18 protein-coding genes are annotated in these 19230 nt (G+C 70.6%); 11 read left to right on the top strand and 7 right to left on the bottom strand.

Annotation, left to right across the window (positions count from 1 at the left end; translation table 11 throughout):
* The first annotated feature begins 67 nt into the window (after positions 1-67).
* Genes AB0C26_RS33550 through AB0C26_RS33540 form a run of 3 tightly spaced genes read left to right on the top strand, consistent with a single transcriptional unit; the run spans position 68 to position 5828 of the window.
* Positions 68-1357: an SGNH/GDSL hydrolase family protein gene (locus AB0C26_RS33550; protein WP_360255768.1), complete on the top strand. Its 1290-nt coding sequence runs from the start codon at positions 68-70 to the stop codon at positions 1355-1357.
* The gene (locus AB0C26_RS33545; RefSeq protein ID WP_360255766.1) at positions 1354-4587 is read left to right on the top strand and encodes a glycosyl hydrolase 115 family protein; all 3234 of its coding nucleotides are present in this window, start codon (positions 1354-1356) and stop codon (positions 4585-4587) included. Before AB0C26_RS33550 ends, AB0C26_RS33545 begins: the two co-directional genes overlap by 4 nt.
* A 2-nt stretch (positions 4588-4589) precedes the next feature.
* Entirely contained in the window at positions 4590-5828 is a 1239-nt protein-coding gene (locus AB0C26_RS33540) for an SGNH/GDSL hydrolase family protein (protein WP_360255764.1), read from the top strand.
* Here the strand turns inward: AB0C26_RS33540 and AB0C26_RS33535 are convergent.
* Positions 5818-6585 carry a hypothetical protein gene (locus AB0C26_RS33535; protein WP_360255762.1) on the bottom strand — a complete coding sequence of 256 codons (768 nt, stop codon included), beginning with the start codon at positions 6583-6585 and terminating at the stop codon, positions 5818-5820. The genes AB0C26_RS33540 and AB0C26_RS33535 overlap by 11 nt on opposite strands.
* Positions 6585-7205, bottom strand: coding sequence for an L-threonylcarbamoyladenylate synthase (locus AB0C26_RS33530; RefSeq protein WP_360255760.1), 621 nt, complete (start codon positions 7203-7205; stop codon positions 6585-6587). The genes AB0C26_RS33535 and AB0C26_RS33530 overlap by 1 nt, the downstream gene beginning before the upstream one ends.
* A 31-nt stretch (positions 7206-7236) precedes the next feature.
* On the opposite strand from AB0C26_RS33530, the gene AB0C26_RS33525 reads away from it, so the two are divergent.
* Positions 7237-7782, top strand: coding sequence for an alpha/beta hydrolase (locus AB0C26_RS33525; protein WP_360255758.1), 546 nt, complete (start codon positions 7237-7239; stop codon positions 7780-7782).
* Here AB0C26_RS33525 and AB0C26_RS33520 read toward each other — a convergent pair.
* Both AB0C26_RS33520 and AB0C26_RS33515 read right to left on the bottom strand, forming a co-directional pair.
* Complete coding sequence (locus AB0C26_RS33520) at positions 7779-8480, bottom strand: hypothetical protein (protein WP_360255755.1); 702 nt, start codon at positions 8478-8480, stop codon at positions 7779-7781. The two genes, AB0C26_RS33525 and AB0C26_RS33520, sit on opposite strands and share 4 nt — an antisense overlap.
* A gap of 20 nt (positions 8481-8500) precedes the next feature.
* Positions 8501-9253, bottom strand: a complete 753-nt coding sequence (locus AB0C26_RS33515; RefSeq protein WP_360255752.1) for a class I SAM-dependent methyltransferase — start codon at positions 9251-9253, stop codon at positions 8501-8503.
* 804 nt (positions 9254-10057) lie between these two features.
* On the opposite strand from AB0C26_RS33515, the gene AB0C26_RS33510 reads away from it, so the two are divergent.
* Positions 10058-10711 (top strand): SDR family oxidoreductase, encoded by a 654-nt coding sequence (locus tag AB0C26_RS33510; protein ID WP_360255750.1) that lies wholly within the window; start codon positions 10058-10060, stop codon positions 10709-10711.
* On the opposite strand, the gene AB0C26_RS33505 is transcribed toward AB0C26_RS33510, so the two are convergent.
* The gene (locus AB0C26_RS33505; RefSeq protein ID WP_360255748.1) at positions 10689-11582 is read right to left on the bottom strand and encodes an NAD(P)-dependent oxidoreductase; all 894 of its coding nucleotides are present in this window, start codon (positions 11580-11582) and stop codon (positions 10689-10691) included. The two genes, AB0C26_RS33510 and AB0C26_RS33505, sit on opposite strands and share 23 nt — an antisense overlap.
* Positions 11583-11643: 61 nt before the next feature.
* On the opposite strand from AB0C26_RS33505, the gene AB0C26_RS33500 reads away from it, so the two are divergent.
* Entirely contained in the window at positions 11644-11877 is a 234-nt protein-coding gene (locus AB0C26_RS33500) for a hypothetical protein (protein WP_360255746.1), read from the top strand.
* 148 nt (positions 11878-12025) lie between these two features.
* Here the strand turns inward: AB0C26_RS33500 and AB0C26_RS33495 are convergent, their stop codons facing one another.
* A complete protein-coding gene (locus AB0C26_RS33495) occupies positions 12026-13465 on the bottom strand; it encodes a peptide MFS transporter (protein ID WP_360255744.1) in 1440 nt (479 codons plus the stop codon).
* A 35-nt stretch (positions 13466-13500) separates the two neighbouring features.
* Between AB0C26_RS33495 and AB0C26_RS33490 the strand changes: the two genes are divergently transcribed.
* Positions 13501-14928, top strand: coding sequence for an NAD-dependent succinate-semialdehyde dehydrogenase (locus AB0C26_RS33490; RefSeq protein WP_360255742.1), 1428 nt, complete (start codon positions 13501-13503; stop codon positions 14926-14928).
* Here AB0C26_RS33490 and AB0C26_RS33485 read toward each other — a convergent pair.
* Positions 14918-15451 (bottom strand): GNAT family N-acetyltransferase, encoded by a 534-nt coding sequence (locus AB0C26_RS33485; RefSeq protein WP_360255740.1) that lies wholly within the window; start codon positions 15449-15451, stop codon positions 14918-14920. The genes AB0C26_RS33490 and AB0C26_RS33485 overlap by 11 nt on opposite strands.
* A 72-nt stretch (positions 15452-15523) precedes the next feature.
* Here AB0C26_RS33485 and AB0C26_RS33480 point away from each other — a divergent pair, with 72 nt between their 5' ends.
* The 4 genes from AB0C26_RS33480 (at position 15524) to AB0C26_RS33465 (ending at position 19189) form a co-directional block, all read left to right on the top strand.
* On the top strand, positions 15524-15931 hold the full coding sequence (locus tag AB0C26_RS33480; RefSeq protein WP_360255737.1) for a GntR family transcriptional regulator: 408 nt from the start codon (positions 15524-15526) through the stop codon (positions 15929-15931).
* A complete protein-coding gene (locus tag AB0C26_RS33475; RefSeq protein ID WP_360255735.1) occupies positions 15928-16806 on the top strand; it encodes an ABC transporter ATP-binding protein in 879 nt (292 codons plus the stop codon). The genes AB0C26_RS33480 and AB0C26_RS33475 overlap by 4 nt, the downstream gene beginning before the upstream one ends.
* Positions 16803-17810 carry an ABC transporter permease subunit gene (locus AB0C26_RS33470; protein WP_360255732.1) on the top strand — a complete coding sequence of 336 codons (1008 nt, stop codon included), beginning with the start codon at positions 16803-16805 and terminating at the stop codon, positions 17808-17810. The genes AB0C26_RS33475 and AB0C26_RS33470 overlap by 4 nt, the downstream gene beginning before the upstream one ends.
* 242 nt (positions 17811-18052) lie before the next feature.
* The gene (locus AB0C26_RS33465) at positions 18053-19189 is read left to right on the top strand and encodes a substrate-binding domain-containing protein (RefSeq protein WP_360255730.1); all 1137 of its coding nucleotides are present in this window, start codon (positions 18053-18055) and stop codon (positions 19187-19189) included.
* Positions 19190-19230 lie beyond the last annotated feature (41 nt).

The raw sequence follows: 19230 nt of genomic DNA, 5'->3' as shown, positions 1-19230 counted from the left end.
TCCGACTTGTTTCCGAAACTTTCAGAGTCACCCTTCGCTGCCGTCCCCACAGCCTTGAAGGAGTCCCATGCCCACCCGACGCGAACTCCTCGCCCTGACCTCCGGCGCGGCCGTCACCGCCGCCGCGTCCGGCCTGGCCGTACCCACCGCGGCCACCGCTTCCCCCGCACACGGTGAGGACGACCTCGACTGGGTCGCCTCGTGGGCCGCCGCGCCCACCACCATCCCGCCCACGCCGCCGCTCGTGCTGGCCGCGCAGACCGTCCGCCACGTGGTGCACCTCAGCGCCGGCGGCGACGAACTCCGGATCCGGATCACCAACGAGTTCGGCACCACCCCGCTGCGCGTCGGCGCCGTCCGGGTCGCCCTGCGCGCCGGCACCGGGGCCAGCACGGCGATCGTCCCCGGCACCGACCGGCGCGTCACCTTCGGCAACCGGGCCGAGGCGATCGTGCCGGCCGGCGCGCCGCTGCTCAGCGACCCGGTCCGCCTGCGCGTGGCGCCCGGCGCCGACCTGGCGGTGAGCCTGTTCCTGCCGGCCCGCACCCCGGTGACCACGCTGGCCGCGTTCGCCTTCCAGGACAACGTGATCGCCGACGGGGACGTGACCGCGGCGCGCACGGTCAACCCCGTACAGACCATCGGTCAATATCTCTTCCTGTCCGGCGTGGCCGTCCGCGACCGCGGCTCGGCGATCGTCACCCTCGGCGACTCCATCACGAACGGCGCCAACACCCAGAACAACCTGAACCACCGCTGGCCCGACCTGCTGGCGGCCCGGCTGCGCGCGGCCGGCCTGGAGAGAGGCGTGGCGAACGTCGGCATCTCCGGCAACCGCCTGCTGCACGACCCGAACCCGCCCGCCGGAAGCGACGCCGAGTCGTTCGCCAACTACTTCGGCCACAGCGGCCTGCGGCGCTTCGACCGCGACGTGGTGGCGCAGCCCGGCACCCGCCACCTGATCGTGCTGCTCGGGGTGAACGACCTGGGCCACCCCGGCACGGTCGCCCCGGCGTCGGAGGTGGTGACGGCGGACGACCTGATCGCCGGCCACCGGCAGCTGATCGCCCGCGCCCACGCGGCCGGGATCACCGCGATAGGAGCGACCATCCTCCCGTTCAAGGGCGACACGCTGGGCTTCTACTCGGAGGCCAACGAACGCAAACGCGACGTCCTGAACCGCTGGATCCGCTCCGGCGCCGAATACGACGGCGTCATCGACTTCGACCGGGCGATGGCCGACCCGGCCGACCGCCTGCACCTGAACCCGGCCTACGACAGCGGCGACGGCCTGCATCCCAACGACGCGGGCATGGCCGCGATGGCCGACGCCGTACCGCTCCGGTTGTTCAAATGAGAACCGCCGCGGTTGTAGCGATCGCCCTGAGCGCGACGCTCGTCTCCACCCCCGCCAGCGCCTCCGTGTCGTCCTCCGCGACCTCGTCCTCCGGGCTGGGGCTCGCTTCCACCCTGACCTCCGGCGCCACCTCGACCTTCGCGGCCGCCTCTGCTGCCGCCTCTGGCTCGCCCGCCGCCGCCTCCGGTTCTCCCGCCGCCGCCTCCGGTTCTCCCGCCGCCGGCGCCGGTTCTCCCGCCGCCAGCGCCGGGCTGCCCAATACCGCCGGGTACATCGCCGCTCGGCCCGGGCCGGGGCGCTTCCCGCTGGTCGCCAAGGGTGCGGCGGCGCCGATCGTGGTGAGCAACGCCGACTACGCCGGGGTGATCCGGGTCGTCGACGACCTGCGATCCGACATCGCGAAGGTCAGCGGGGTGCGGCCCGCCGTCGTGCACGATGACACGGCTGGTGGGGCTTGTGGCGCGCTGTCCACAGAAAGCGGTTGTCCACAGGGCGCCGACACGATCAAGGGCAAAACCGGGAGAATGACCGACGGGGGTTCCCCCTTGGGAAGGGTGGGGTCGGCCTGGGCGGGGCGCGCGGGCGATCCTGTCATCGTCGGCACGATCGGCAAGAGCCCGCTGATCGATCAGATCGTGGCCCGCGGCAAGCTCGACGTCAGCTCCATCCGCGGCAAGTGGGAGACCACGATCGAGCAGGTGGTCACCGACCCGCTGCCCGGTGTCCGACGCGCCTTCGTGATCGCCGGCAGTGACCAGCGCGGCACCATCTACGGCGCCTACGACGTCTCCCGCAACATCGGCGTCTCGCCCTGGTACTTCTGGGATGACGTCCCCGCCGCGCACTCCGACGCCCTCTATGTCCTTCCCGGGCGCCACTCCCAGGGCACCCCCAAGGTCAAGTACCGGGGCTTCTTCATCAACGACGAGAATCCGGCCACCGGCACCTGGGCGCCCGGCTTCTTCGGCCCCGGTAAGGCTCCCGGCTATCCGGGTGGCCTCAACGCCGCGTACTACGAAAAGGTCTTCGAGACCATGCTGCGGACCCGGGCCAACTACCTCTGGCCGGCCGTGTGGGGCCGCGCCTTCGCCGAGGACGACCCGGCCAACCACGCCACCGCCAGCTTCTACGGCGTCGTCATGGGCACCTCGCACGAGGCGCCGATGATGCGCGGTATCGAGGAGTGGAACCGGCATCCTGCCGGCACGGGGGAGTGGAGCTTCCGCCGCAACCCGGACGCGATCAAGGCGTACTGGCGGGACGGCGCCGAGCGCATGCGGGACCAGAACATCGAGGGTGTCATCACGCTCGGCATGCGCGGCAACGGTGACGTCTCGTTGCCGGACGGGGACGGCATCGACCTGATGTCGTCGATCATCGACAGTCAGCGGCAGATCCTGCGGGAGACCGGACTGATCGACCGGCCGCAGGTGCAGACCCTCTACAAGGAGGTGCAGCGATACTGGGACAACGGCTACCGCCCGCCGGACGACGTCACCGTGGTGTTCTGCGACGACAACTGGGGCAACATGCGCCGGTTGCCGACGACCGAGAAGCGCAGCGGCGGCTACGGGCTGTACTACCACTTCGACTACGTGGGGGACGGCCGCAACTACAAGTGGGCGGACACCGTCAACATCACGAACACCTGGGAGCAACTGAACCGGGCGTACACCTCGGGGGTCGACCGCCTGTGGATGGTCAACGTCGGTGACCTCAAGAACGAGGAGCTGCCGGCCCAGTTCTTCCTGGACTACGCCTGGAATCCGGACGCGCTGCCGGTGGGCGCGCTGGGCCAGTGGCATCGCCGCTTCGCGGCGCAGAACTTCGGGCCTTCTCTCGCGCCGGCGGTGGCCGGGCTGCTCGAGGAGTACGGGCACTTGCAGTCCCGCCGGAAGCCGGAGCTGCTCAACCGCCGCATCTCGACGAATCCGGCGACCGGCGAGGTGACCTACAACGACGAGGCCAGCCCGTTCAGCCGTACGGCGTACGCCGAGATGGACCGGGTGACCGAGGAATGGCTCGACCTGGCCGCGCGGGCGACAAGGCTCGGGAACCGGGTCCCGCAAGCCTGGCAGGACGCCTTCTACCAGCTGGTCTACTACCAGATCAAAGACACGGCGATCGTGTACGACCTGCGCCGCGCCGAATTCACCAACATCGAGTACGCCGCGCAGGGCCGGGCGGCGACGAACGCGCTGGCCGACCGCGCGGAGGCGCTGTTCGCCGAGGACCAGGCGATGAGCCGGTACTACAACGAGGTCCTGGCCGGCGGGAAGTGGAAGGGCTGGCAGACCCAACCCAAGATCGGGTACGGGAACGTGGCCCGCTACGGCCCCAACGCCCCGTGGCAGCAGCCGGAACTGAACAATGTGGCCCTGCCTGACGAGATCTATCCGTACCTCAAGCGCATTGATCTTCCCGCCGAGGCGTCGCTGGGCGTCCTGCCGGTGCTGCCGTCGTCGCTGAGCCCCTGGGCCTCCGGCGCCTCGGGACATCTGGAGATCTACAACAAGGGCACGGCGCCTTTCCCGTACGAGGTCCGGTCCGCCTCACCGTGGGTGAAGCTCACGCCCGCGACGGGCCGGGTGAGCGACGAGGTACGCGTCGCCGTCCGTGTCGACTGGAAACGGGCGCCCGCCGGAGTGACGACGGTGCCGGTCACGGTCAGCGGCGCCGGTACGAGCGTCGTGGTCGACGTCAAGGTGGAGAAGCCGCGGGTCGCCCCGGCCGGGTTCCTCGAGGCCGGCGGGGCCGTGGCGATCGAGGCCGACCACTACTCCCGCCGCACCGGCGACTGGCAGCTGCTGCCGGACATCGGCCGCACCGGCAACGGCCTCACGCCACGGTCGGAGAACGCCACCCTCTCGTACACGGTGACCCTGACCGGTGACCGCCCGGCGCGGATCTCGGCGTACCTGTCGCCGCGCAACAGCGTCTACACCCCGGACGGGGTCCGCTACGGCATGTCGGTCGACGGCGGGCCGGTGCAGATCGTCAACATCACCACGGCGACCGGCGCCAACGACACCACGATGAACCGCCAGTGGGCCCGCAACACGTCCGACAACATCAACATCACCACGACCGTCTTCGACGGACTGCGGGCCGGCAAGCACACGGTCACCTTCCACGCCGTCGACCCGACGGTCGTCCTGCAGCGCGTCGTCATCGACACCGGTGGGCTGCAGCAGTCGTACCTGGGCCCGCCCGAGAGCCGGAGGTTCTGAAGATGCGCAGGCGAACGATTCTCGCCCTCGGGGGCGCGGTGGTGCCGGCGGCCGCCGCGCTGCCCGGCCGGGCCGAGGCGGGGCGCCCGTCGCGGCGCGAGTCCTGGCGGCACACGTGGACGGCGATGCCGCAGCTGACCGAGCCGCACAACCTGCCGCCGGCGCCGTTCGCGGCGCTGGCCGACACGACCCTGCGGCAGACCGTCCACGTGACGATCGGGGGCCGCCGGCTGCGGGTGCGGTTCTCGAACGCGTTCGGCACCGGCCCGCTGCCGATCACCGCCGTCTCGGTGGGGCTGCCGCTCGGCGGCCGGGCCGGCGTCCCGGCGGTCGAGCCCGGCAGCGTTCGGCCGCTCACCTTCGGCGGCCGGCCGTCGGTGGTGGTCCCGGTGGGCGCGCAGATCGTCTCCGACCCGGTCTCCCTCCCGGTCCCGGCGGCGGCCAACCTGACGATCTCGGCGTACCTCGCCACCGGGCTGACCGGTGACGCCGTCACGGGACACCCGGGTTCGCGTACGACGTCGTACCTGCTCAAGGGCGAGCACAACGCGGAACCGGACCTGCCCGGCGCCGTCCCGGCCGACCACTGGTATCTGATCAGCGCGGTCGAGGTGCAGGCGACCGAGGCCACGGCCGCGCTCGCCATCGTCGGCGACTCGCTGACCGACGGCCGCGGGTCGACCACCAACGGCAACGACCGCTGGCCCGACCAGCTGTTCGCGCGCGGGTCGAAGGTCGCCGTGCTGAACCAGGCCGCCGGTGGCAACCGGGTGCTCAACGACGGCCTCGGCCCGAACGTCCTGGCCCGGCTGGACCGCGACGTGCTCGCGGTCGGCGGCGTCGACCGGATGCTGCTGTTCGAGGGCGTGAACGACATCGGTACGGCCGAGGCCACCGAGCAGGCGCAGAAGCAGGTGGTCGACGACCTGCTCGTGGCGTACGACCAGATCGTGCTGCGCGCGCACGCCGCCGGTCTCACCGCCTACGGCGCCACCCTGACGCCGTTCGGCGGGAACACCGGCTACGACGATCCGGCCGGTCTGCGCCGGCGTTCCCGCCGCACGGTCAACGAGGCCGTCCACCGCATCTTCGACGGGGTGGCCGACTTCGACGCCGCGGCCCGCGACCCGTCCGCGCCCGAGACGCTGCTACCGGCGTACGACACCGGGGATCATCTCCACCTGAACCCGGCCGGATATGCGGCCCTGGCCCAGGCCGTGCCCCGGCACCTCATTCGATGAGCACCCGCTCGAGCTGAGCCCGGATCGGCATCCCGGACAGTGCCTCCAGCACGTCCGGGGTGTCGAACTGGGCCTTGCGCAGGTCGAGGATCCGCAGGGACGGGTAGTCCACGGGGGTCAACTCCTCCAACTGCTCCACCGCACACTCGGTGCCGAACACGTCCGTCCCGATCTCCAGGGTCAGTGTGGTCAACGCCGGCAGCGGTCCGGGCAGGATCGAGCCGTCCGAACTGACGACACCCCGCAACCGGACGTCGGTCACCGTCTCGGACTCCACCCCGTGGAAGACGAAGGCGCCCTCGACGGTGAGCGTCCGCAGCGACGGCAGCGCCCGCCACATCGCGTGCCCGGCGTCCCCGACCAGTCCGACGTCGTGGAACTGCAGCGCATCGAGGGCCCGGCCGGTGGAGGTGGTGGCGTTCTCGAACAGGAACCTGAAGCCGTGCCCGAACGACAACTCCGTCAGCGCCGGCCGGGGCCGGCCGGCGATGGCGATCGCGGTCCGGCGCGCCGAATGGTGGAAGTCGGTCAGCCGTAGCCGCAGCGTCCTCAGCCCGTCCGCGACCGGATGGTCCAGCAGGGCCTCGATCAGTACGGACTCCCACAGCTCCGGATCGGGCTCGGGCCGTCCGAGGATCCGCTCCACCAGCGCGCCACGCCCGGCCGTCGTGGCGGGCGTCAGCCTGAATTCCGCCTCGGCGGGCTCGTCGAGCCGCCAGGAGCCGTCGCGGAGAAGATCGTCCAGGTCCGTACGCATCACTCGAAGCGTCCCGGGTCGCCCGCGCCCACGCGCAGGATCTCCGGCTCGCCGCCGGACAGGTCGACCACAGTGGTCGGCTCGGTGCTGCCCTCACCCGCGTCGACCACCGCGTCGAGCTGGTGGTCGAGCGTCTCCTTGATCTCCCAGCCCATGGTCATCGGCTCGTCCTCGCCCGGCAGCAGCAGCGTGCTCGAGACCAGCGGCTCGCCGAGCTCCTCCAGGATCGCCTGCGCCACCACGTGGTCGGGGATGCGGGCCCCGACCGTCTTCTTCTTCGGGTGCAGCAGGCGGCGCGGCACCTCCTTGGTGGCCGGCAGGATGAACGTGTACGGGCCCGGGGTGGACGCCTTCACCAGGCGGAACGACGCGTTGTTGATCTGTACGAACTGGCCCAGCTGAGCGAAGTCGCGGCACATCAGCGTGAAATGATGGCGGTCGTCCAGGTGCCGGATCTCCCGGATCCGGTCGAGACCGTCCTTGTTGCCCATCCGGCAGCCGAGCGCGAAACAGGAGTCCGTCGGGTACGCGATCAGCCCGTCACCCTTGATGATGTCCACCACCTGGCGGATGGCACGAGCCTGAGGATTGTCCGGATGTACGTCGAAATACTTCGCCACCCGCGAAGTCTAGTGAGTAAGGTCGCCTGACGTGATCGACTCCCCGCGGACAGCCGCCGCCGTCACCGTCCCCGGCATCGACGGCTCCGGCCCCGGCCACTGGCAGACCCTGCTCGACGCCGACCCGGCGTTCCTGCGCATCCAGCCCGCCTCCTGGAGCCACCCCGAGCGGGACGACTGGATCGCCGCCCTCGACCGCGCCGTGGCCGTCGCCGACCGCCCGGTGCTGGTGGCGCACAGCCTGGGCACGCTCGCCGTCGCCCACTGGGCCGCCCGCCCCGACCTCCCGCCGGTGGCCGGCGCCCTGCTGGTGGCCATCCCCGACCCGGCCGGCCCGGCCTTCCCGGCGACGGCCGGCTCGTTCCGCGAGCCACCGCTGACCCCGCTGCCGTTTCCCTCGATCGTGGTGGCCAGCACCAACGACCCGTACGACCCGGCCGGCGCCGCCGCCGGTTTCGCCGAAGCCTGGGGCAGCCGCTTCCTCGATCTCGGCGACGTCGGCCACATCAACACCGACGCCGGCTACGGCGAGTGGCCGCTGGCCACGACCCTGATCGACTCCCTGCGCCGCGCCTAACCGCTTCCCGCCTCGACCCGCGTCACCGACTGCCCTTCGCCGACCCGCCAGACGGCGATCCCCGCACTCGAGAAATGGGCACCGTGGGCGCGGGCGCTGTCCTTCGTACGGCACAGATGCCGCAGATGATCGCGCAGCCCCGGATGCCGCACCGCGGCCAGCCGCCCGTCCCACACCGGATCGACACCCCAGTCCGGGCTGAGGGTGAAGAGGTGCTCCGGCCCGCGCATCGCCCCGGTGGCGGCCGCGAGCGCACCGGCCAGCGACCCGTCGGTGTCCACCCGGAACTCCACTTCCGGATACGCGTCACGAATGTCGCGCGGCTCAAGCCCACGCTCGCCCAGAATCCGCCCCAGTTCGGCGCCGGTCACCCCAGCGTCGAGTTCGGGCACACCGGCGTCGGCCCCGTCCCCCTCGACAGCGGCCCGGAACCTCGACCGGCCCAGGTCGAGGCTCCAGAACGGGGCGATCAGATCCCACTCCGCCAACAGCTTCCCCAACACCGGGACGGAGGAGAACGGCGGCCGTACGACCTCGGTCAGCACCCCGGCGTCGAAGCCCTTGGCGAACAGGTCATCGGCCAGATCGTCACAGACGTAGTACACGGCGTACTCCGCCGCGTCGTCGTCCACCGGCCGCCCCAGCAGAACCGAGAAGCCGTCCACGAGGGCCGCCCGCCACTCGTCCGTCACCGTCATGAGTGGCCATCTTAGGGGCCTCAAGCGGCCTCACAGACGCAGAGCTGAAGCGGCGCGCCCGCCGTGAACGCCCGGCCGGACCAGTCGCCGAAGCGCTCGACGAGCCGAAGACCACCGAGCGACAGCAGCAGCGGCAACTCCTGCGGAAAGATGCTCCTGATCTCGAGCGGCGCCACGACGAAATCGGCCTCGGATCCGGACGAGAGAAACCACGTACCCCGGGTGACCTGCGCGGCCGCGTCGTAGGTCTCCACCACCTCGACGTGGACCTCACCCCGGCCGGCATCCACGAACGACAACGACTCCCGCCCGCGCCGCACCCCATCGGCCGCGGCGAGCAGACGAACGTTCGGATTGAACACATCGAAGACGAACAGCCCGCCCGGCGCCAGATGCCTGCGAACCGCCCGGAAGCAGCCGACCAGATCCTCCGGCTCGTGCAGGTGCAGCAGCGAGTTGGCCGCGATGAACACGAAGTCGAAGGCGCGCCCCAGATCGAAGTCCCGCATGTCACCCCGCGTCCAATCCACTGTCACGCCGCGCTGGCCCGCCTTACGCCGAGCCTCAGCCAGCATCTCCGCCGAGAAGTCCAGCCCCACACACGGCCACCCGTCGGCGGCGATGGGGATCAGCTTGTTCCCGGTGCCGCAGCCCAGTTCCAGCACCCGCCCACCCTGCCGCCCCGCGTAGTCCCGGTAGAAGTCCACAGCGGGCCCACCACTCGGAAACATCAGGTCGTACAGCCTCGCGTGCGAGTAGAACGCCCCACTCATCAACGTCTCCCCATTCCCCAGCGACCGCGCAGCAGGATACGACCCGAAGCACCTCGAGCATCGCCCGCCGAACGCTCACAGCTCTGATCCCGCGCGACCGGCCGGCCCCCGCACGGCGCAGCATCCGCCCGGGCACACGTGCGCTCGCCGACACGGCCGCCGCACTCCGCGCGACTTCCCTCAACCGCGCGGCCTCCCTCAACCGCGCGGCCTCCCTCAACCGCGCGGCCTCCCTCAACCGCGCGGCCTCCCTCAACCGCGCGGCCTCCCTCAACCGCGCGGCCTCGCCCTGCCGCACAACCTCGCCCGACCGCACAACCTTGCCAAGCGCACGGCCTTGCCCGACTGCACGACCTCGCCCAACCGCGCGGTTCCGACCGATCGCTCGGCTCGGCTCGGCTCGGCGCGTCCAGTCGCTGGGTCGTCCCGCTCGGCTCGGTTTGACCGCGTTCCCTCGCTTGGCTTTGGCGCGAGGCCTCCCGGAAGCCCGTGTCGCGGGCCGGCGCCGCCGTGCTCGGCTCGGTTTGACCGCGTCCAGCCGCCCGCTCGGCTCGGCTCGGTTCGGCCGCGTTCAATCGCTCGGTTCCGCTGGGCTCGGCTTGCGGTGCCCAACTGCCCCCGACTGTATTTGGCCGAAGCGGTTGTCCACAGGACGGGTTGTGGGCGTGCTCGGTTGCGGGGTTATCCACAGCGGCCGCCGCAAGATCGTTGGAATTTGGCCATACTGACCGACGGGGGCTCCCCCTGGGAGGGCGGGCTCTGGCTGGTGGGGTGCGAGCTACAGGGCTTCGGGGCGGTGAGTGCGTGCGCGTCTTCGTGATCGGGGCGGCCGGCGGCGTCGGCCGTCGCCTGTCCAAGCTGCTGACCGGACAGGGCCACGACGTGACCGGCATGCACCGCGCGCCCGGCCAGGCCGCGACGGTGGAAGCCTCTGGCGCGACGCCCCTGCTCGGCGACCTCGTGCACGACCCCGTCGACGATCTTGCTCTGCGGTTCCAGCGGCACGACGCCGTCGTCTTCACCGCCGGAGCGCACGGCACCGGCAGCGATCAGACCACCCTGATCGACGGCAAGGGGCTGGAGAAGGCCGCCGAAGCCGCCGGCCTGGCCGGTGTCCGGCGGTTCCTTCTCGTCTCCGTCTTCCCTGATGCCGGGCGCGGCCGCCAGCCCACCGAGGGGTTCGAGCATTACATGCGGGTCAAGAAGGCCGCCGATGTCTTCCTCACCCGGACCGGGCTCGACTGGGTGATCGTGCGGCCGGGCACCCTCGTCGACAACGCCGGCGAGGGGAGGGTCACGGCCGGACCGGCCATTCCGTACGGCGACACGCGGCGTGACGATGTCGCCGCGTTCCTCGCGGCCGTTCTTCAGGAGCCTTCGCTCAACCGGGTCGTCGTCGAGGTGACCTCCGGGGACGAGCCGGCCGTCGAGGCGGTCAGGCGGCTCGCGTCCGGGTAGCGATCGCGTGCACCACGGCGGCCATGTCCGCGTCGCCGTACCCCTGGTCTCTCGCCTCGGTGTAGAGGGCCCGGCATCGGGTCAGCAGCGGCATCGCGGTGCGGGCGGCGCCGACGATCAGCTCGTTGTTCATGAGCACGTCGCGGATGGACGCCTGCACGGTGAAGTCGCCGTCGACCAGCTTGGCCGCCTTCACCCGGGACACCGGGCTGGCCATCGGGCCGGCGTCGAGCACCCGGCGCAGGGTGACCGGGTCGAGGCCGTGGCCCTCGGCGAAGTGGAACGCCTCGGCCAGGCCGGTGACCATGCTGATGAGGTACGTGTTGACGGCCAGCTTCATGAGCAGCGCGCCCGGCACCGGGCCGCAGTCGAAGGTGTCACCGCACATGGGTGCGATCAACGGCCGTACGACATCAAGCTCCTCCGCCTGGCCCGCCAGCATGGCGACGAGCGTGCCCGCCTCGGCCGGCCCGCGCGAGCCGGAGACGGGGGCCTCGACGTAGCGGGCGCCGGCCTTCTCGACGCGATCCCGCAGCCCGGCCGAGTATTCGGGCGCCGTCGTGCCCATGTGGACGATCAGGTGGCCGTCGAGCAGCGCGGGGTCGAGGACACTGTCGATCGCCTCGGCGCCCGACAGCATCATGATCACGATTTGGGCCCGTTCGAAGACCTCGGCCGGGGTGGCGGCCCGGACGGCGCCGGGCGGGGTCTCCCGCGAGGGCGTACGGCTCCAGACGATCAGATCGGTGCCGGCCTCGGCGAGGTTGGCCGCCATCGGCCCGCCCATCACGCCCAGCCCGAGGAATCCCACAGTCATTCCCCCGACGGTAGGAGCCGGCCGGCGCCGGCACCCGATCCAATCCGGCGGCATTGGTTCGCGCCATCCGAAACGGGACGGTGCCCGGTCCGGCCCGCGTGCGATGCTGCGGGGCGTGGCAGTGACTGCGAACCTCGACGGCCTTCTCGACGAGCCGTACCGTTCCCTCGACCTGAAAGACCTGGTGGCGGCCCCGGTCTCCGCCCTGTCCGGCGTCAGCGACGAGGAGGCGCAGGGCCTTTCCCTGGCCTTCGGCATCGACACGATCGGCGACCTGGCCGAAAACCAGTTCATCCGCGCCGCCGTCGCCATCAACGCCCTCGCCAAGGTCATCGAACCGCCGGCGTGACACCGCCCGCGGGCTCGACGCGGACCGAGGCCACGGCTAGCTAGCCCTGGACCCGTGCCGATGTGCTGACCGCGGTCGGGCTGGTCATCGCCCTGATGTCGGTGATCGTCCCGACCGTGCTGGCCCGTCGGGGCAACCAGGTCGCAGGCTAGCGGACCCCTCCCATCAGGCGGCGGATCCAGGGGCTCAGGGCCCAGAGGATGCCGCCCAGGGCGATGGCGATCAAGCCCAGGATGCCGAAGTACGCGACCTCGTGGTCCTCGCTGTAGTAGCCGGCCAGCGTGCCGGACAGGGCCGTGCCCAGGGCGACCGACAGGAAGAACAGGGCGACCATCTGGGTCTGGAAAGCGCGCGGGGCCAGCTTGGTCGACAGGGAGAGGCCGACGGGGGAGAGCAGCAGCTCGGCGATGGTGAAGACCAGCAGGATGCCGGTGAGGCCGAGCAGCGGGACGCTGGCGCTGCCGGCGAAGGGCAGGAACAGCAGGAACGCGACGCCCATGATGGCGGTGCCGGCGGCGAACTTCACCGGGGTGGACGGCTGGCGGTCGCCGAGGCGGGTCCAGAGGGCGGCGAAGACGCCGGACAGGATGATGATGAAGACCGGGTTGATCGACTGCACCCAGCTGACCGGCATCGTCCAGCCGAAGATGTCCCGGTCGAGCCGTTGGTCCGAGTAGATCGTGACCACGGTGAACTGCTGCTGGTAGAGCGACCAGAAAGCGGCCGACGCGATGAACATGGGGATGAAGGCGTAGACGCGGCGGCGTTCGACCTGGTCGATCTTGCGGCTGCTGAGGATCACCGCGAAGTAGGCGACGGCGGCCAGGATCGACAGCACCACCACGATGTCCGACAGATGCTCGGCCGGGATGAGGCCGGTGAAGGTGAGCACGGCGACGACGGCGACCACGGCCACGGCCACGCCGGCCACCAGCGGCCGCCGGCCGGCCGGGAGGGGATTGGCCACCCGGCTCGCGTCCGGCGGCAGGTTCTTGCGGGTGAGCGCGTACTGGGTCAGGCCCAGCGCCATGCCGACCGCCGCCAGCGCGAAGCCCCAATGGAAGCCCGCCTCCTGCTGGAGCACCCCGGTCAGCAGCGGCCCGACCAGCGCGCCGAGGTTGATGCCCAGGTAGAACAGCGAGAATCCGGCGTCGCGCCGCTCGTCGCCGGGCGCGTACAGGGTGCCCACGATCGACGTCGCCGTGGCCTTCACGCCGCCGCTGCCCAGGGCGATGAGGATCAGGCCCACGGCCACCCCCGCGAGGCCCGGGACCACGGCCAGCCCGATGTGCCCGCACATGACGAGGATCGCGCTGCCGAACAGCACCTTCTCCGGGCCGAACAGGCGGTCCGCCGACCAGGCGCCGATCACCGTGGCCAGGTAGACCGACCCGCCGTACGCCCCGACGATCGACGTGGCCGTGGCCTGGTCGATGCCGAGACCGCCCCGGCCGGCCTCGTAGTAGAGGTAGATCAGCAGGATGCCCTGCATGCCGTAGAAGGAGAACCGCTCCCACAGCTCGACCCCGAATAGATTGGCCAGCGGCCGCGGCTGGCCGAAGAAGGTGCGCTCGGTCGTCTCTAGCATTGGCCTGGATTACCCAGGAGGACGAGACTAGGACCGTGGAAACTGAACTCTTCATCGGCGGTAAGTGGGTCCCCTCCTCGACCGGGGACCGTTTCGACGTACGGGACCCGGCGACCGGCGATGTCATCGCCACCGTCGCGGACGGGTCGGAGGCGGACGCGATCGCCGCGGTGGACGCGGCGGCCGAGGCCGGGCCGGCGTGGGCGGCCACGGCTCCGCGGGTACGGGGGGAGGCGCTGCGCAAAGCCTGGGAGCTGATGACCGAGCGGGCCGGCGAGCTGGCCAAGCTGATCAGCCTCGAGAACGGTAAGGCCCTGGTCGACGCCAAGGGCGAGGTGACGTACGCGGCCGAGTTCTTCCGCTGGTTCGCCGAGGAGGCCGTGCGGGGCGCCGGCGACTTCGCCACCGCGCCCTCGGGTGCCAACCGGATCCTGGTCACCCGGCAGCCGGTCGGCGTGTGCGTGCTGGTCACCCCGTGGAACTTCCCGGCCGCCATGGCCACCCGCAAGATCGGACCGGCGCTCGCCGCGGGCTGCACGGTCGTCCTCAAGCCGGCCAGCGACACCCCGCTGACCGCGCTCGCCATGGCCGCCATCCTGGCCGAGGCGGGCGTGCCGTCGGGCGTGGTGAACGTGCTGCCCTCGCGCAGCTCGGGCAAGGTCGTCGGCGCGATGCTCAAGGACCCGCGGGTGCGGAAGCTGTCGTTCACCGGCTCGACCGAGGTCGGCCGCATTTTGCTCGCCCAGGCGGCCGACAACGTCGTCAACACGTCGATGGAGCTGGGCGGCAACGCGCCGTTCCTGGTCTTCGCCGACGCCGACCTCGACGCGGCGATCGACGGCGCGATGATCGCCAAGATGCGCAACGGCGGCGAGGCGTGCACGGCCGCCAACCGCTTCTACGTCGAGTCCTCGGTGGCGGACGCCTTCAGCCAGAGGCTCGCCGAGCGCATGTCGGCGCTGCGCGTCGGCCCCGGCACCGACGAGAACACCCAGGTCGGCCCGCTGGTCAACGAGGACACCGTCGGCAAGGTCGACAGCCTGGTCCAGCAGGCCCTCGAGGGCGGCGCGACGGCGGCCACCGGCGGCCGCCGGCCCGAGGGCCCCGGCTACTACTACCCGCCGACCGTGCTGACCGGGGTGGCGCCGGACGCGCCCATTCTGCGCGAGGAGATCTTCGGGCCGGTGGCGCCGATCGTGACCTTCACCGACGAGGCCGAGGCCGTCCGGCTGGCCAACGACACCGAGTTCGGCCTGGTGGCGTACGTCTACACGACCGACCTGGCCCGGGGCCTGCGGGTCAGCGAGGCCATCGAGGCGGGCATGGTCGGGCTCAACCGGGGCCTGGTCAGCGATCCGGCGGCGCCGTTCGGCGGCGTCAAGCAGAGCGGCATCGGCCGTGAGGGCGGCCACGAGGGCCTGCTCGAATACCTCGAGTCGAAGTACATCGCCGTCAACTGGTGATCTTCTTCCGCATGCGGACGAGCGGGACGGGGGCGCCTCCACGGGCGTCCTCGACCTGCTCGACCGCTTCGAAGCCGTACGCCTCGTAGAGCGGCCGCCCGGACAGGGTGCCCATCAGTTCCAGCGCCGTGAAGCCCTCCGCCGCCGCGGCCTGCTCGCAGAGCGACAGGATCAGCCGGCCGACCCCACGCCGCGTGTGCGCCGGGTGCGTGTACATCGCCCGTACCTTGGCCGGGTCCTTCGCCGGATCGAGCAGGCCGGCGTCGCGTCCCGTGGAGTGGTCACCGCCGTACAGCGTGGCCCGCCGGCTCCACCCGCCGCAGCCGGCGATCTCTCCCTCGTCCTCGATGACGAAGTACGTCTTGTCTTCGATGAGCTGAGTGTCCAGGCCCATGATCGCCGTGCTGCTGTCGATCTGTTCCGGCGTGAGGAAGCCCTTCTGAAGCTCGGCGATAGCGGCCGCGATCAGCGGTTTCAGCTTTTCCAGGTCGGCCGTGGAGGCGAGCCGGCTCGTCAATGTCATGACCTCCATCTTTCTCCTTCCCGCATCCCACTGCTATTGTGCTAGTCAACTAGTTGAATAGAGGGATTACGGATGATCGAGTTTCACTTGGACGCGCGCTCGGGCGTCGCGCCCTACCTGCAGCTCATTCAGCAGGTTCGGCACGCATTGCGGCTCGGGATGCTCAAGGAAGGGGACCGGCTGCCCACCGTCAAGGACGTGGTGGCCCGCGTGGCGATCAACCCCAACACGGTGCTCAAGGCCTACCGCGAGCTGGAGTACGAAGGTCTCGTGCAGCCCCGTCCCGGCCTGGGCACCTTCGTCACCCGCACCCTCGCCGGCGGCGACGAGGCCATCGCCGCGCACGAGCCGCTGCGCCGCGAGCTGACCGCCTGGCTTGGCCGGGCCCGGGCCGCCGGCCTCGACGACGAAGACGTCGAGGCGCTGCTCATCAACACCTTTCGGGAGTTTTCGGAAGAACGAGCGGGGAGGCGGGGATGACTAGCGCCGTCACCACCACCGGACTGACCAAGCGGTACGGGCGGCGGGCCGCGCTCAGCGACTGCACCCTGGAGATCCCGGCCGGTCACGTGGTCGGCCTGGTCGGCCCGAACGGGGCCGGCAAGTCGACACTGCTGCAGCTCGCCTGCGGTCTGCTCACGCCGACCGAGGGCCGCATCGAGGTGCTCGGCCGGCCCCCGCACACCGGCTCGGGGCGCCTCGGCTTCGTCGCGCAGGACACCCCGGTCTACGCCCACCTGAGCGTCGCCGACCATCTGCGGTTCGGTGCCCACCTCAACCCCGGCTGGGACGCCGCGCTCGCGCAGGGGCGCGTGACCGAGCTCGGGCTCGACCCGTCGCAGCGGGCCGGCAAACTCTCCGGCGGCCAGCGGGCGCAACTGGCCCTCACGCTCGCCATCGCGAAACGGCCGGAGCTGCTGTTGCTGGACGAGCCGGTGGCCGCGCTCGATCCGCTCGCCCGCCGTGAGTTCCTGCAGGGCTTGATGTCGTACGCCGCGGAGAACGGCACCACCGTCGTCATGTCCTCGCACGTGGTCGCCGACCTCGAACGTGTCTGTGACTACCTGATCGTGCTCGTGGCCTCCCGCGTGCGCGTCCACGGCGACGTCGACGAGTTGCTCGGCACCCACCACCGGCTGACCGGGCCGCGCCGCGACCCGGGCACGCTCGGCCCCGGCCGTGACGTCGTGCTGGCCAGCCACACCGACGTGCAGTCCACTCTGGTGGTGCGGAGCACCGCTCCGGTCGACGACCCGTCCTGGGCGTCGGACCGGCTCGATCTGGAGGACATCGTCCTCGCCTACATGTCCCAGGCCGGCGCCGACGGCCGCGACCGTGTGCTGGAGAAGCGATGATCTGGCTGACCTGGCGGCAGTTCCGCGTCCAGGCCTGGGTGGCGGCGGCCTTCGCCCTCGCCATCGCGGCGGCGCTCGCGGTGACCGGCCCCCACCTGTTCGACCTCTACCAGAGCAGCGGCCTGGCCGACTGCACCACCGACTGCGCGGACCTCGCCGAGAACTTCTCGGTCCAGGCGGGGACGACCCTCAACGCCACCCTGTACGCCGTGGGCACCGGTGCCCTGCTGCTGATGCCGGCGCTCGTCGGCGTCTTCTGGGGCGCCCCGCTGGTGGCCCGCGAGCTCGAGACGGGCACCCACCGGCTGGTCTGGAACCAGACCGTGTCCCGGCGCCGCTGGATCCTCACCAAACTGATCGGGATCGGCGGAGCCGCCGCGGTCACGGCCGCCGTGATCAGCGCGGTCGTGACGTGGTGGACGGCGCCGCTCGACGACGCCAACGTCGGGCCCCTCGGGCAGGAGCTGTTCTCCGCGCGCGGTGTCGTCCCGGTCGGCTACGCGACGCTCGGCTTCATGGCCGGCGTGCTGATCGGCATGCTGCTGCGGCGGTCGGTCGCGGCCATGGCGGTGACGTTGCTGGCGATCGTGCTCGTGCAGGTGGCGGTGCCCTACTTCGTCCGGGAGCACCTGACCACCCCGGTCACCAGCTCCACCGCCTTCGACCCGGCCAAGATCGAATCGCTCGGCATCGGCTCGGACAACACCATCAAGGTCAAGATGGCCCTGCCGGTCGAGGAGGCCTGGGAGCTGTCGAACGTCACGGCCGGGCCGGACGGCGAGGAGTACACGGGCCCGGTCGACCCGGCCAAGTGCGGGCGGGACGCCGGTGGGCCGCGGGCGTGCGAGAGATACCTCGGAACCCTGAACCTGACGCAGAAGGCCTCATACATTCCGGTGGACCGGTTCTGGCTGCTGCAGTGGCGCGAGTTGGGGCTGCTGTTGGCGGTTTCGGCGCTCCTGGCCGCGACCGCGATCTGGTGGATCAACCGAAAAGTAGCGTGATGCCGGACTTATCCGGAAGGTCGGCGGTACGGGGTGCCGCCGACCTTTTTCACACCCCTGACCAGGGCATGATCATGAGTATCGATACCGTACGTAGTTGACGCGTGCTTACCGACCGGAAATGAACTATTTTTCTCTCCGGCACCGTACCCCTTGTCGAGTGCATTGACGGGTATCCGATACTGGGTCCGCTCGTTCGGGCGTTCCACAGCTCGGGTTCCACCGGAGAGGACGACTTCCCCATGCGCAAGAAATTGTTGGCCCTCGCCATGGCGGGTGTGATGGCGACAGCCACCATGACTGCGTGTGACGACTCCGACGACTCGAGCGACGCCAGTAACACCAGCACGAGCGGCGGCGGCAAGGCCCGCGTCGGCGTGATCCTGCCCGACACCGTGAGCTCGCAGCGGTGGGGCAACGACGACCCGAAGTACCTGAAGAAGGCGTTCGACGCGGCGGGCATTCCGGTCGAGATCCAGAACGCCCAGGGCGACGAGGCCAACTTCGTCAAGATCGGCGACTCGATGATCAACAGCGGCGTGAAGGTGCTGATCATCGCGAACCTCGACGCCGCGAGCGGCAAGACGGTCCTCGACAAGGCCCGCGAGAACAAGATCCCGACGATCGACTACGACCGGCTCACCCTCAACGGCGGCGCCGACTACTACGTCAGCTTCGACAACAACGAGGTCGGCCAGCTGCAGGCGCAGGAGCTCAAGGCCTGCCTCAAGGGCGTGACCAACCCGACCATCGCCGAGCTGAACGGCTCGAAGGCCGACAACAACGCCACGCTGTTCAAGGAGGGCTACGACGCCGAGTTGCAGCCCCTGTTCGACTCGGCCCAGGCCAAGAAGGGCCCGGACCAGTGGGTGCCGGACTGGGACCCGAAGGAAGCCGAGAAGATGTTCACCCAGATGCTCCAGCAGGTGCCGGACATCGACGGTGTGCTCGCGGCGAACGACGGCATCGCCGGCGCGGTCATCAAGGTGCTCAAGAAGAAGGGCCTCAACAAGAAGGTGCCGGTGACCGGTCAGGACGCCACCCTCGAGGGCCTGCAGGCGCTGCTCACCGGCGACCAGTGCGTCACCATCTTCAAGCCGCTGGAGCAGGAGGCGGCGGCCGCCGCGAACCTGGCCATCGCCCTGTTCAAGGGCCAGAAGCCGCAGGTCTCCGACCAGATCAAGGACCCCGAGTCGGGCGCCTACATCCCGTTCAAGTCGATCCTTCCCCAGGCGATCACCAGCAAGACGATCAACAACGTGGTCAAGGCCGGCTTCGTCGACAAGGCCAAGCTCTGCGCCGGCGCGTACGCCAAGCTCTGCACCGCCGCCAAGGTGGGTGTGACCGCCAGCACCGCGGACCCCGACGCCGACCAGTAAGCCTCCCCGCGACCGCCCCGTCCTCGCCCCCACCGGGCCGA

This window comes from Actinoplanes sp. NPDC048796, assembly GCF_040650035.1.
Taxonomy (GTDB): Bacteria; Actinomycetota; Actinomycetes; order Mycobacteriales; family Micromonosporaceae; genus Actinoplanes.
Note: the sequence above shows the minus strand (reverse complement) of the source record. Positions and strands in the feature narration are given on the sequence as shown.